16 protein-coding genes are annotated in these 13,883 nt (G+C 35.6%); 10 read left to right on the top strand and 6 right to left on the bottom strand.

Annotation, left to right across the window (positions count from 1 at the left end):
- Positions 1 to 147 precede the first annotated feature (147 nt).
- The 5 genes from A7A78_RS11025 to A7A78_RS11005 all read left to right on the top strand — a co-directional run bounded on the left by A7A78_RS11025 (position 148) and on the right by A7A78_RS11005 (position 2,430).
- A complete protein-coding gene (locus tag A7A78_RS11025; RefSeq protein ID WP_068762520.1) occupies positions 148 to 645 on the top strand; it encodes a DinB family protein in 498 nt (165 codons plus the stop codon).
- An 83-nt stretch (positions 646 to 728) separates the two neighbouring features.
- A complete protein-coding gene (locus A7A78_RS11020) occupies positions 729 to 1,253 on the top strand; it encodes a hypothetical protein (RefSeq protein WP_068762516.1) in 525 nt (174 codons plus the stop codon).
- A 33-nt stretch (positions 1,254 to 1,286) separates the two neighbouring features.
- Positions 1,287 to 1,730, top strand: coding sequence for a VOC family protein (locus A7A78_RS11015; protein ID WP_068762515.1), 444 nt, complete (start codon positions 1,287 to 1,289; stop codon positions 1,728 to 1,730).
- 75 nt (positions 1,731 to 1,805) lie between these two features.
- Positions 1,806 to 2,153: a nuclear transport factor 2 family protein gene (locus A7A78_RS11010; RefSeq protein ID WP_068762514.1), complete on the top strand. Its 348-nt coding sequence runs from the start codon at positions 1,806 to 1,808 to the stop codon at positions 2,151 to 2,153.
- A gap of 34 nt (positions 2,154 to 2,187) precedes the next feature.
- Positions 2,188 to 2,430, top strand: a complete 243-nt coding sequence (locus A7A78_RS11005) for a Kazal-type serine protease inhibitor domain-containing protein (protein WP_068762513.1) — start codon at positions 2,188 to 2,190, stop codon at positions 2,428 to 2,430.
- Between the two features lie 77 nt (positions 2,431 to 2,507).
- Here A7A78_RS11005 and A7A78_RS11000 read toward each other — a convergent pair whose 3' ends face one another.
- The 6 genes from A7A78_RS11000 to A7A78_RS10980 form a co-directional block, all read right to left on the bottom strand.
- Complete coding sequence (locus A7A78_RS11000; protein WP_068762512.1) at positions 2,508 to 3,425, bottom strand: T9SS type A sorting domain-containing protein; 918 nt, start codon at positions 3,423 to 3,425, stop codon at positions 2,508 to 2,510.
- A 163-nt stretch (positions 3,426 to 3,588) separates the two neighbouring features.
- Positions 3,589 to 5,163 (bottom strand): helix-turn-helix transcriptional regulator, encoded by a 1,575-nt coding sequence (locus A7A78_RS10995; RefSeq protein ID WP_068762511.1) that lies wholly within the window; start codon positions 5,161 to 5,163, stop codon positions 3,589 to 3,591.
- A gap of 157 nt (positions 5,164 to 5,320) precedes the next feature.
- A complete protein-coding gene (locus A7A78_RS15135) occupies positions 5,321 to 5,494 on the bottom strand; it encodes a hypothetical protein (protein ID WP_165593565.1) in 174 nt (57 codons plus the stop codon).
- 35 nt (positions 5,495 to 5,529) lie between these two features.
- Positions 5,530 to 5,799, bottom strand: a complete 270-nt coding sequence (locus A7A78_RS10990) for a hypothetical protein (protein WP_068762510.1) — start codon at positions 5,797 to 5,799, stop codon at positions 5,530 to 5,532.
- A gap of 98 nt (positions 5,800 to 5,897) precedes the next feature.
- Positions 5,898 to 6,308 (bottom strand): DUF5675 family protein, encoded by a 411-nt coding sequence (locus tag A7A78_RS15005; RefSeq protein ID WP_068762509.1) that lies wholly within the window; start codon positions 6,306 to 6,308, stop codon positions 5,898 to 5,900.
- A gap of 17 nt (positions 6,309 to 6,325) precedes the next feature.
- Positions 6,326 to 7,081: a hypothetical protein gene (locus A7A78_RS10980; RefSeq protein ID WP_068762519.1), complete on the bottom strand. Its 756-nt coding sequence runs from the start codon at positions 7,079 to 7,081 to the stop codon at positions 6,326 to 6,328.
- Between the two features lie 233 nt (positions 7,082 to 7,314).
- On the opposite strand from A7A78_RS10980, the gene A7A78_RS10975 reads away from it, so the two are divergent.
- The 5 genes from A7A78_RS10975 to A7A78_RS10955 all read left to right on the top strand — a co-directional run bounded on the left by A7A78_RS10975 (position 7,315) and on the right by A7A78_RS10955 (position 13,845).
- Entirely contained in the window at positions 7,315 to 8,007 is a 693-nt protein-coding gene (locus A7A78_RS10975) for a DUF4386 domain-containing protein (protein WP_165593564.1), read from the top strand.
- A gap of 251 nt (positions 8,008 to 8,258) precedes the next feature.
- A complete protein-coding gene (locus A7A78_RS10970; protein ID WP_068762507.1) occupies positions 8,259 to 8,603 on the top strand; it encodes a 5-carboxymethyl-2-hydroxymuconate Delta-isomerase in 345 nt (114 codons plus the stop codon).
- Between the two features lie 65 nt (positions 8,604 to 8,668).
- Positions 8,669 to 9,541, top strand: a complete 873-nt coding sequence (locus A7A78_RS10965; protein WP_068762506.1) for an ABC transporter ATP-binding protein — start codon at positions 8,669 to 8,671, stop codon at positions 9,539 to 9,541.
- Between the two features lie 2 nt (positions 9,542 to 9,543).
- Positions 9,544 to 12,720 (top strand): M1 family aminopeptidase, encoded by a 3,177-nt coding sequence (locus tag A7A78_RS10960; protein ID WP_068762505.1) that lies wholly within the window; start codon positions 9,544 to 9,546, stop codon positions 12,718 to 12,720.
- A 27-nt stretch (positions 12,721 to 12,747) separates the two neighbouring features.
- The gene (locus A7A78_RS10955; RefSeq protein ID WP_068762504.1) at positions 12,748 to 13,845 is read left to right on the top strand and encodes a type 1 glutamine amidotransferase domain-containing protein; all 1,098 of its coding nucleotides are present in this window, start codon (positions 12,748 to 12,750) and stop codon (positions 13,843 to 13,845) included.
- The last annotated feature ends 38 nt before the right edge of the window (positions 13,846 to 13,883 follow it).

Here is a 13,883-nt window from a genome sequence, read left to right as displayed (position 1 = left end):
CGCTTTTCGCTTTTCGCTAACCCCTATAATTATAATAAACAAATATAATCCAAAACAATGTCGCAATCAACCCATTACATTGGCGCAAATGCACCTCTGTTCTGTAGAAATTGCTGCTTATCTTTACAATAATAAAAAATGGAAGCTATGAATACTGAACTTTTAAACCGATTTGATGCCGCAACGGAAAAGCTAACGCAGCAGCTTTCCTCATTGAATGAAGAACAATTAAATAAAGTTCCTTTTGAAGGTAGTTGGACAGCAGGGCAATTGGGAAACCACCTTTATAAATCATATAATATTATAGATGTCCTTAAGGGAAATGTGGAAGAAACCCACCGCGATCCTGCAGTTAAACTTATTGAAATAGAAAAGACATTTAAAGACTTTTCCATTAAAATGAAATCCCCAGAGATGGTGTTGCCAACAAACAAGCATATTGAAAAGGAACGCTTGCTCTCTTCATTGAAAGAGCGCATCGAGATACAACGCGAGGCAATCAAAACCATGGATCTTTCCAAAACCTGTCTGGATGCTGAAATCCCAGGCTGCGGACCTTTCACAAGACGGGAATGGCTTGGTTTCAATACAATTCATACCGAAAGACACAACTATCAATTGGCGAATATTATTGAATCTCTATAACGACGAGCGACGAGCGACGAACGAAGAAAAGAGCAATTAAATATCATTATTTTCCACAAATCCAATAATCAAAAAATCTAATTATGGACACACCAAAATCCCAAAAACTCGAAATCATCATTCCCGCATATAGAATGCATTCCCAAAGCTTTTTTAATGCGCTCGACGGCATTACAGAAGAATTGGCTCTTGAAAGAAACAACGGCAAAACCAATCACGTGGTTTGGATGGCTGGAAATTTCGTCACTTGTCGCTATTGGATAGCCGGTTTGTTGGGAATGGATGAAAAAGATCCCAACGATGCTTTTTTCAAGGATGCCAAGGCATTGGATGAAAAATTGGAATATCCTTCTTTGGAAGCATTGCGAAAAAATTTCAAGGATATTTCCCCAAAAGTGTATCAAAAACTTTTGAAAGCCACGGATGAGCAACTTTCGAAAGCGTTTTCCTTTGGAATGAATGTGCCTTTTGTAGAGGAAAATGTGCTCAATATGATTGGCATGTGCATTGGCCGCGAAGATTATCTATTGGGGCAAATAGTACTGATGCGCAAATTGCTCGGCTTGAAGGGAATGAGTTATGAAATGAACGAAAAAATTGATTATTAAACATTGATTTATAAACATTTAAAACAAAAAATTATGGCAACAAAATTAAATCCGTATTTAAACTTTGACGGAAACTGCGAGGCAGCATTCAATCATTACAGAAAAGTATTCGGCGGCGAATTTGCCGGACAAGGCGTTATGCGCTTTGGCGATATGCCGGTATGCGATGAAATGCCACCGCTTGCCGAAGAGCACAAAAATCGCGTAATGCACGTGTCACTTCCCATTGGCAGCGAGCTGTTAATGGGTTCCGATACTATGCCGGGATTCGGCAACGGGCCTTTTAAGATTGGCGATAACACGTATGTAAGCATTCACCCAGATAGCAGGGAAGAAGCCGACCGTTTGTTTAAGGAATTATCAGAAGGAGGCGAAGTTGAAATGTTTATGGCAGACCAGTTTTGGGGCGACTATTTCGGTTCCCTCCGCGATCGGTTTGGGATTAGTTGGATGATTAATTATGCTAGCGCGCTTTAGGCATTAGGCAGTAGGCAGTAGGCAGTAGGCAGTAGGAAAAATAAATATTCTAAAAATCCAATAATCTAAATTCAGATGACAACAAATAAACAAACCGTAACCACCTATATGGAGGGGTTTCAGAAGAGCGACCACGCACAGATTCTTTCTTGCTTGACGGATGATGTGATTTGGGAAATGCCCGGCGCTTTTCATTTGGAAGGGAAGCAAGCCTTTGATGGCGAGATAGAGAACCCTGCCTTTACGGGCAGCCCTACTATTACCCACGTTAGACTTGTGGAAGAAAACAATATTGTGGTGGCTGAGGGGAAAGTGCAAGGGCAATTCAAAAATGGCGATATTATGAATGCTGTCTTTTGCGATGTTTTTCACTTTGAGGGTGGAAAAATTAAGAAACTCACTTCCTATGTTATGCAAGTTTAGCGTATTTTAGTAGTTGCAAATAAACCTTACAACTATGGCTACCATCTATAAAAAATCTTCTTTTGCCACATCCCTGCTTTTGGTGGGGATGCTTGCTTTGTCTTCCTGCGGTGCGGGCAAGACCATTGCTTGTATTGATAAATCCAAAATAAGCAATGGGCCATGCACTATGGAATACAATCCTGTTTGTGGGTGTGATGGGAAAACCTATAGCAATCCTTGTGCTGCGGAACGGGCTGGGCTTACTTCTTGGGCTAGTGGGGAGTGTGCTGAATAAGCATTATTCTTTCGTAGGTTCTATGAAATAAAACGCCCATAAACAATTTATGGGCGTTCTGTTTTTAAGAATAAAAATTACTTAACTACAAACTTAACTACTGAAGTCTGATTTTCTGAACTGTAGATTTTTGCAAAATAAAGTCCATTCGTTAAAAAAGAAATATCAAGGTTTTCACTTTCACTACCAAAGGATTTTATCTTTTGTCCCGTTATATTAAAAATATCAGTTTGTTGAATAGCTTTACCTTTTGTTAGCCGTATATTTAATTTATTGGAAGCAGGATTGGGGTAAACAGCAGCAATACCTGTAACGTCATTATCATCTACACCCAACAATTCACATTCCGCTTCAATTTCATAAAGCCCTTCTATATCACCAAGCGTAAACCAATCAAAATTATCACTACCCATGGCAATGGCTTTACCTGTAATTCCCGCCCCATTACTTACGCCATCTGTAGTAGCCCAAGCATTCGCATCGGAAATGGCCGACATCCAAAACCTATCAGTGGTTTCTGCCCCGTTTAAAACAATAGCATCCTGCAATTCCAGCGTTACATTTCTAATTACAAAACTGTGCAAGGGTTCGTAGCCTATGCTATCTGAAGCTATAATAGTGGTATTTGTAATTTCTTGATAAATGTCAGTGGGGATGCTGTCATTGCTTTTATAAAACTTGAAATGTACAAAGGCAGGCTCAGGACCACTGCTAAGGGTTACTTTTATTTGGTTTATTGTTATAACTGTTTGTGCATCAATAGGAATATCAATTGCGGCTTTTTGTCCGGATGTTCCATTTATGAATACTCCATTTTCAAGATTGTCGCAAGTAATAACATCATCACATTCTTCAGCAATCTTATTGTTTTGAACTGTTTGATTGTGTAGGGATGGATTTACAAATGCCTTTTTAAAAGTTGTTCCATAACCAGTATTCTGGGCACATATTCCCAAAAACCAAAAAAGAGTTACTAGTAAAGTTATTTTTTTCATTTTCGTTGTTTTGTTCTGAACTATATCAGAGTTAATAAATTTTCTGGTTTAAAGATATTGTATGGTCGTTTCAAAACATAACTAAGTTCTTTATAAATCCGCCATTTATAGAACCAAAATGAACACTTAAATAATTGATTATTTGTATGTTGCTAGGAATAAATTACACTTTGCTTGATGGCCTTTTTTTTGCTTCCCTTAAAAAGGAAGAAGGGGAAATTCCCGTAATATTTTTAAAAACGGTGGCAAAAACACTGTGCGATTTAAAGCCGGAAGCTTCTGCCAAGTAGCTTATCTTGTAGTTTAAATATTCAGGATTTTGAAGTATTAATTCGCAGATATAGGTTATGCGAAGTTCATTTATATAGGTATTAAAGTTTTTCCCTTTGTGCCTATTTATTATTTCTGATAGATATGTAGTGTTTGTTTTTAGCTGTACTGCGAGCGTAGATATTGATAGCTTTTGATTTGTAAAACGTTGTGAGTTTTCAAATTTTTTTAGTTTTTCCAAAATTTCTTCCTCCACCGAAATAGGGATGGATTGCTGGCTTTCTTCCCCTATTTTAATATTTGTATCAATAGTCTGCTTTGCCTCTATACTAGCCTCCAGCTTTTCAATAATAGTTTTATAAAGAGTTTGGTCCTTTCTTCTTCTGTAAAATAAAAAAACAAGGGACAAAAAACTTACGCCCACAATACACAATATTGCAATTAATAGCCATTTATTTTTGCTTTTTGATTTGGAGATAGAAGAAAGCAAACCCTTTTGTTCAGCATCAAAAACTGTATTGATGGTTTTTAGATCGCTGTTTTTTACCGCGGGGCTTAAGGTTAAATACTTTTCATTGTAAAAAGCATATTGCGCATCGTTTCCAATAGCTTTATAGTTTTTAGAAAGGTTTAAATAGATATCCGTTTTTATTTCCTCAATATCAAAATTTGGATCCTGAAGAATGCTCATCAGTGTATCTATAGCGGTTTGGTACTGCTCCTTATAGGAATAAACTTCCGCAAGTGCTTTTTTAATATCGTATTTAATATTTGGGTTAGAAGTATCCTTTACCGCAAGGGCCTTCACTAAAAATATTTGGGAAGAATCCGGCTTTTTCAAAAGTAGATAGGAATTTCCAATATTATAGAGAAAGGTTCTGTAGTGGGACGAATTCTTTATATTATTATCGCGATTGTGGATCTTTTCAAATTCGCCCGCGGCACTTTTATAACTCTCATTGGCTTTGTTATAAGCTAAGGTATTCAGGTAAATATTGCCGCTCCCATTGTACCAAAACGCATTAAGAACATGCTTTTGGGATCCTTCTGGCAATCTATCTATCTGATTTCTTGCCTTAAGTAAATAGGGTTTGGCCTTTTCGTTAAGTTTCAGCGAGGCGTATAGGCTTGAAATAGTCCCATAACATTTTATCATCAGCACGGGGTCATCTATAGTTTCCGCAATATCCTTTGCCTTAAATAGATAATCTATAGATTTATGTTTATCATTTTTGGCGGCATAGGAACTTGCTATTATACCATATACGTTGGCTTTTTGTGTTTCTGAAGTACTGTGCGCAACAATATATTGCCCTATTTCAAGAATTGTCGCTGTGTTGTTTTTGTTCATTCTTGTAATTACCCTTTCCAAACTATCCAATTCCTGAGGTGGCACCCTTTGGGAAATTGCGGGGTACGTAGTGAATAGCACGGTCGCTAAAAGAAGATATTTTAAATAGAAAGACATTGTGCAGTTTTAAGCGAAAACATTTTAATAGTACAAAGATAACCACTTATAGGTCGTAAATCTTAATGGATAAAGAAGGAGAAATAAAAACCCTCAAGTTATATCCTTAAGGGTTTTGCTTGGGGAATATTTTTCTTAATAGAGTTTAAATTATTCTTCAATCTTCTTTATCCCCAAATCCACCAGCCCATTTTAATAATAAGGTTACCAAAAAACTTGTCAATGTTCCCAATACCGCCATATAAATGGTGATGATAATATTTTCCACGGGCAAGTTTGGAACAAGCCCAAAAATTGTTCCTCCGTAAATACTCAATTTATAATTGTCCATAATCCAATAAATTTAAATTCCATTTAACTTGTTATTTATCCTTCATTTTTATAAATAGTCCAAGCAGCCCCACCTCCAGAGGAACCGAAATCCCCATCCCTGCCCTCCATTTCATTGATAAGCGCCTGACTCCCCACCGAAACAATAGTACCCACTACTATGGTATAAACCGCAAGCCGCTCCAGTAAACCTGGCCCCGGCAGACCAATTACTCCCCCACCCATAGCCGTAAGCGCCCATCCCAAATTCCGCATCCTGCGTAAAATCTGAAGTTTCTCCTTCTTTTTTTTATTATCATTTTTCATCACATCCCACAATTAAAATCAAAAACCAACAAGTGCCCAATAAATACCTTAAGCAGACAAGAGTACCAAATCACGAATCACTACTCACGTCTCACGATTCACCTCCCACTATGCACAGACTCCACCGTCAAAAAGAAGGATTTCCCTTCGCTCCGCACTGCTTCCATCCGCATCAACACTTTGTGTAGTGCTTCCTTCGAGCCACTTCCCTTTCCAATTCCTTCCAGCTGCAAAGTAGGTATTATGGCGCCTGAAGAATCATTACCCAAAGCAATCGCACACCTAAATAGTATCCCGCAACGCTCCGGCACTTTCTTTACCCGTATATGATGACCAAACTCTAAGGAATAACACCGCTCCATTTCATATACCCCATCCGGTATACATGAAGTGTTCTCTTCATTGCACCGCCAGGGCAACTCTACACAGAAGCAAATGAAATGCTGCTTGTGAAACAGCATCCCATTTGTCCCCGCCCTAAAATGTGTCCTATATAAAAAAAGATCCATTGCTAAGGCTTTTAAGTTTACGGTTGATCAACGGTAACTATGGAAAGTGCATTGAACACCCCATTTCGCAATGGGTACATCTGCCCGTTTACCTCTTGGAAGAAACTTACTCCCACTACCCCGATGACAGGAAACGTACTTGCAGCTGGCACAGTCGAACTAAGCGTAAATGCAGCTTGGGTTTGGTTATCATAAGGAATGATAGGCGAAAGAATATGACCCTCCTCAAACTTACGAGCCCCAAAATCCAAGGTGCTTACCCCTGCTGATAACTGTATGTGGGTTGTACCACGAGGCGCATCTATGGCCTCATTGGGTACAAATTCAGCGATATCAACATCATAAGATCCCGAAGGACGATCAAAAGTTGGGGTAAAACCCGTAAAGAATACAGTAGTCAGTTTTCCTTTTTGGTTAAACTCGAAACCCTGTAATGGGCTCATATCACCATCCTGGATGGTTCGCATGCCCCTTTCATTGATGGAATCACTTTTTATTATGCGCATCAACTGTTGCACCAAGCGCCCAATTACCCTGTTATCGCCAACTTGACGCAACAGAACTCGCTGCGATTTCCGAATCAGTTGCCCACCTTTTCCAGCCGTACCGAATTCCTGCCCGTTTTCCCGTGTCCTCTTAAAAGCTGGATCGTTCATAATACGAGACTTCTCAATCCCTCCTTTTTCCCGCGCCATATACCCATCCGCGGTTCTGTAATAGGTAACATCTCCCATGGTACCCTTCAACTTCAAAATTCCTTTTTGCTTTGCCATTTTTAATGATTTTAAGGTTAAACAATAAGTCAAACTTAGACCCAACAAACTCAAAATCAATAACCCAAAGCACAAACCAACACTTTTTGCATATTTCTGCACATCCTCGCGTATCTTCTAAACTCTGAATCAAATTGTCAAGCGGATCTCCAGGCTAGGTGCTTATCTTAACTTAAGTCAATGAATTACCATTCTATAGCCAATAAATTTGCATAAAATTTAATATGCAGATTATGAAACAATTAGCAAGAATTTCAGGGATTGCCTATCTAATAATTTTTTTAGCAGGTTTTTATGCCAATTTTGCGGTACTTGAAAGCCTAATAGACAAGAACAGCTCAGCAATTACAGCTACAAACTTTATTAATAATCATATACAACTAGGTAATGGATTACTTGGGTTTGGGGTGATGTTATTTTTTGATGCGCTATTAGTTTGGTCACTTTTTGGTTTGACAAAATCGACAAGTAAGAGAATGTCTTATCTAGCTTCTTTTTTTCGATTATTGCACGCCCTGTTTTTTGGTGCTGCTTTATTCAAATTATGGGCGGCCTACCAAATAACATTTAATGCAACTATTTCAACAAACTTACAGAACCAAGTATCGGAGCTGTTATTAGATTTTGATACGCTTTGGACTGTTGGATTGCTTTTTTTTGGAGTTCACTTACTTGTTTTAGGTTATCTAGCTTTAAAATCAATAACGATCCCGAAAGCAATTGGCATACTATTAATGCTTGCAGCAATAGGTTATATAATAGATAGTACAGCAAAGCTGATGATGCCAAATTATATAGATTATAAAGATGTTTTTGAAATGGTCGTAATTATTCCTTCAGTAATTGGGGAGTTCTCGTTTACCGTTTGGCTACTAATCAAGGGATTTAAAAAGCAATCACAACAAGAAGTTGAAAAAATAGTGTAACCCCACCTCACGATTTAAGACGTATTCTAAAACACTTAGATTTTCTTAAGATAGCTTAAGATTTTCAACTAACCAATAAACTAATTTTGACCTAACAATCATAAAATCAATCATATATAATCAATAGCAACCACAAGCAAATAGTTTTAGCAACCAATAGTTATCCTCTTCAAACAAGTTTGGTTTTGACCATCTAATTAATTTGCAGGAGCTATTTAAATCAAAAATAAAGTTCAAAAAAACAATAAATCATGCCACATTTTGTAATAGACTGCTCCGAGCAGATCGTAAAATTAAAATCACCACAAGAGATTAATAAGAAAGTATACGATACTGCGGTGTCAACAGGATTATTCATTCCTGAGGAAATTAAAGTTCGTATTAATCCATTCCAATATTATATGACTGGAAATACAAGTAATCATTTTATCCATGTATTTGCGAATATTATGGAGGGTCGAAATACAGAACAGAAAGCAGAACTTTCAAAACGAATAGTTACTGAACTTAAAGTGATGTTTCCTGAAGTACCTATTATTTCAATAAACATTCGGGATTTTGAAAGAGCTACCTATTGTAATAAATCGATGGTGTAAATAATATCTTTTTAATAAAAAGCAACAACTTTAAAGACAACAAACACCATTAAAAATATTAAATCATGAACACTCTAAAAATTAATAATCTAGAGCTAACCTATAAAAACGGGCATCAAGCAATTAGAAATATTTCTTTGGAAATAAAGAATGGAATGTTCGGCTTATTAGGCCCAAATGGTGCTGGAAAATCCTCCCTAATGAAAACAATCGTAGGGCTTCAAAAACCCTCTTCAGGAAGTATTCAATTTAACGATGTTGATATCGTCAGTAATTCTGATTATATCAAAAAGAACTTAGGATTTTTACCTCAGGATTTTGGAGTGTATCCTAAAGTTAGTGCTTATAATCTTTTAAACCATATTGCCATTTTAAAAGGAATTAAAGATGATACAGAACGTAAGAACCAAATCCAATATTTGTTAGAGAAAGTAAACCTTTGGAATTTTAAGAACAAAGAAGTACATACGTTTTCTGGTGGAATGAAACAACGCTTTGGAGTGGCTCAAGCTTTATTGGCAAGCCCTAAAATTATCATTGTGGATGAGCCTACTGCCGGACTAGACCCAGAAGAGCGTAACCGTTTTAATACACTTCTAAGTGATATTAGTAGTGAAGTCATTGTAATTCTGTCCACTCACTTAGTGCAAGATGTGAAAAACCTATGTTCTGAAATGACCATAATGAATAGTGGTCGAATTCTTAAAACTGGTAAGCCAAAAGAATTAATTGAAGATTTAGAAGGTAAAATCTGGTCAAAATTTATTGATAATGATGAACTGGAAACTTATCAATCAAATCTAAAAGTTATTAGTCAACAACTTATAGAGCGTCAACTACAAATTACAGTGTTTGCATCTACACAACCTGAAGGATTTTTACCAGTTGAACCAATACTAGAACACGTTTACTTTAATATTCTTTCTCAAAACAGTTAATTATGAATGCTATACTTCAATTTCAATTAAAGCATAGCGGTAACCAGTATGTATTAGGTTTAACAGCTTTAATATTAGTATTTATAGGATGGTTTTGCGGTTATAAGTTTAACCTAACTGCTGGTGAAGGAATTTATCTTAATTCGCCATACACCATTGGGTTTATGATGGCTTTGTTAAGTCTATCCATGATATTTTTGGCTATTTTATTTGCCTTAGAGATTCTGTTTAAGGAATGGGATACAAAATTTGATATAATGTTATTCTCATATCCAATTTCCCTTAAAAACTATTTAAAAGGGAAGTTTTTAGGATTTACGTTAAAAGCATTTTTAAGTTTTTTAATCTTAATTATAGGATTTGTCATTGGTCAAAACTCGCGTACTGGAACCGAAATGCAGTTAGGATTTAGTTTATGGTCGTATCTATATCCGTTTTTAATCTTTGGAGTTTTAAACTGCTTCTTCGTTTGTAGCTTCTTGTTTATGGTTGCCTATACCACGCGTAAGAAGTTATTAGTGGTTATTGGAGGTTTACTATTGTATGTTCTTTACATGGTATTATTAGTGTTTTCTAATTCGCCATTTATGGCAGGAAGCATCCCGCAATCTATTGAAGTACAGCAACTATCATCATTGCTGGATCCTTTTGGAACATCTGCCTATTTCTTTGAAGCTAGAGACTTGAGTGTTTCTGAAAAAAATCAATCCATCGTGCCACTTAAAGACTTTTTGGCCATCAACCGTATAGTTTATGTGGTGTTATCAATGTTGTTTCTGGCTATTTCTTATCGTTTTTATGTGTTCAATAAAACAACAAGTAAAAAGGAATTGAAGCGTAAAAAGGATAACGTTAAAGCAGGAATTATAAGACTAACAAAAGTTAAAATACCAGCTCTTAATTTTGGTTTTAAGTCAGAATTAAACTCAATTATATCCTTTGCAAAGGTTGATTTAATTTACCTTTTTAAAAGCGTAACTATAGTTGCTGTTTCCATGCTATTGGTGTTCTTCGTTGGTATGGAAATGTATTCAGATATTTATAAAGGCATACGTTTACCAGATTATTATGCCAGTTCGGGTCTTTTGGCGACTTCTATTTCGCAAAGCTTTCACTTATTGGGTACGTTCATTTTGGTGTATTTTATTAATGACATGTATTGGAGAAGTACTACAGCCAATTTTTATCTAATTGAAGACAGTACATTTTTTTCAAAAGCGAAATTAAAAGGGCACTTGATGTCATTGGCTGTCTTATTGGTATTCTTAACAACGTTACTTATAGGATTGGCATTAGTGTTTCAAATCAGTTATGGATATACACAAATTGATTGGTTGGCTTATTTTGGGGTTATTATATTTAATACAATTCCGCTTTTCCTTTTCGGCACATTGTTACTTCTTATCAATAGTATTATCAATAGCAAATATGTAGCCTTAGGTATTTCAATAGTAGCGGTTGTAGTTTTTACAACACCATTAATAAAGATGTTGTTGCCATATCCATTATTCCATGTTTTCTCAGGATTTAATGGTGTGTTTAGTGACCTAAATGGTTATGGTGCATATCTGTCAGCCTTTTCAAATAGATTGCTTTTTGGCATTTGCCTTTTAGGGTTATTGTGGATTTTTAATTCGTATTTGAAATTAAAACAATGGTCTAAAATCAAATCTTTTATTGTCATTGTTTTCTTTGGATTTAGCGTTTTTGGAGGCCTTAATTTCATGAATGGTTATTCACCAAAAAATGAAGACACACAACTAGTTGAAGCGGTTAATTATGAAAAAAATTACCGTCATTTTCAAAATATACCCCAACCTACAATTATAGATGTAGACACAAAAATAGACTTATATCCTTCTGAAAATTCTTATAAAATTCAAGGAAAATATAGAATTCAAAATCTAACAGATAAACCAATAAATAAGATTCTATTGAATTTTCATTCCGACTTAGAATTAAATGAAGCAACATTTAGAATGCATAATAAAGACATTTCAGTTGATGAGATTGTATCAGAGATAAAACTTGATGAACCTTTTATGCCAAGTGATACAGCGACTCTGGAGTTTAATTTATCATACAAATGGTTCGCTGTCAATGGGCATCGATCTTTTAATGCTATCGTTAATAATGGCACGTTTATAAGGATTAGTAATTATTATCCTTTGTTGGGATACCAATCAGATAAAGAGATAGAAGACGAACAAAAACGAGAAGAATACGGACTTGGTAATCCAACACGTTTAAAAAAGCTTGAAGCACCAGAGGTTTTTAAAAGTGACTTTATAAATTTAAACATGGTAGTTTCCACTGAAAGTAATCAAACGCCTATGGGAATAGGCAATATTGTTAAAACCTGGACTGAAAACGATAGGAAAAATACCCATTACAAAGCCTATGGTATTCCATTTCGATTTGCAGTTGCATCTGCTAAATACAAAAAACAAGCTATCAAGCATCGTAACATCGAAGTTGAAGTACTTTATCATGACATGCATTTTGAAAATGTAGAGCGACTGCTAAAAAATGCCGTATTGAGTTTAGATTATTGTGTAAATAATTTTAATGGGTATCCATTTGAAAAAATAAGTTTTGTTGAGGTCTCATCTTTTACGAGTGGGTTTGCGGCAACAGCATATCCAGCAACCATTTTTATGACTGAAAACATGATATTTCATGCTAATATAGATAGTGATCCAAGTAAAGATGTTATAAATGAATTAGCAGGCCATGAGTTGGCTCATATATGGTGGGGAAACAGTCAAATAAATCCAGATCAAAGAGAAGGTGCTTCAATGCTTACCGAGTCTTTAGCCATGTATACCGAAATGATGCTTTACAAAAAAATGTATGGGAAAGAACGCATGATGGAACGCGTTAAAATACATCAACAAATTTATGATAATGAAAAAGGACTTTACGGAAATCCACCTTTATACAAAGTGCCTTATGGCGCAACACATATAGCTTACTCAAAAGGTGCAATAGCAATGGTAGAATTATCTGAGTTAATAGGCGAAGATAAAGTCAATGAAGCATTAAGAAGTTTTTTAGCCAATAATCAATATCCTAAAAAGCCTACAACTTTAGATTTGCTTGAGGAATTTTATAAAGTCGCACCAGATAAAAGTGCTAAATCTAAAATTGACGAACTGTTTCAAAACCAGCTGAAATAAAATACGGTATAAATCAATAAAAAAATTATGTTTAAAAAATATCGAATTATTAAATGGATACTAACCGCGCTAACCTTTATTGTGGCTATCATTATCTTTATTGGCATATATATCGCGAGTCTATTACCGGTAGAAGACGGCACCTTAGTTAATAGTCAAGTACATGATATCCCTTACATCACTAAAGATGTACCAGCGTATCGCGGAAAAATACTGGCTGTTGTAACCAGCACAGATACAATGGGTACAAGTGGTAAAGGTACAGGATATGAACTAACAGAATTAGCAAGAGCTTACTATGTTTTTAAAGCTAATGGTTTTGATGTTGATATAGCAAGTCCTTTAGGTGGTAAACCACCTGTGGTGTTAGATGATGATGATATGGAAATATTCGATTATGCATTTTTGAATGATTCAATTGCGCAATCCAAAACCAATAACAGCCTTTTATTAAAAGATATTAAACCTGAAATATATGAAGCTGTTTATTTTGTCGGAGGGAAAGGAGCGATGTTTGATTTTCCAAATAATAAATTTATACATGCTCTAATACAAGATTTCCATAAGAATAACAAAGTAATAGGGGCAGTCTGTCATGGCCCTGCAGCATTTGTAAATGTCACCTTAAAAGATGGGCAGTCATTTTTAAAAAATAAGCAGGTAAGTAGCTTTACCAATAAGGAAGAATTATTATTAATTCCAAAAGCAGAATCCGTATTTCCTTTTTTATTGCAAGATAAACTGATATCTCAAGGAGCCGTATTTAACGAAGGCATCATGTATCTTGAAAAAATAAGTCACGATAATAATTTAATTACTGGTCAAAATCCATGGTCAGTATGGGCAATGGCAGAAGCTATGGTAAAGCAAATAGGATACACCCCGAAACATAGAGCAATAACTGCGGAAGAAAATGCTGTTAAAGTCTTATTGGCCTATGAAACAAAAGGCAAAGAAGATGCTAAAGCAGTAATAAAACAAATTGTAGAAGAAGATAAACAATCTGTTTCTAGATCATTGCTAATTAATCATAGTGCTGTATCAGTAATACAGGGACATTTAAAAAAATCTTATGACCTTTTACGTTTAGCGTCTTATACAAAAGATATTGAACCCAATAAATAAAAATTAATGGGAACACTATCCCTTAGGATTCCAATAGC

The sequence above is a fragment of the Aequorivita soesokkakensis genome, assembly GCF_001641085.1.
Lineage (GTDB): Bacteria > Bacteroidota > Bacteroidia > Flavobacteriales > Flavobacteriaceae > Aequorivita > Aequorivita soesokkakensis.
The sequence above is the reverse complement of the archived record's forward strand: the minus strand, read 5'-3'. Positions and strand labels throughout refer to the sequence as shown.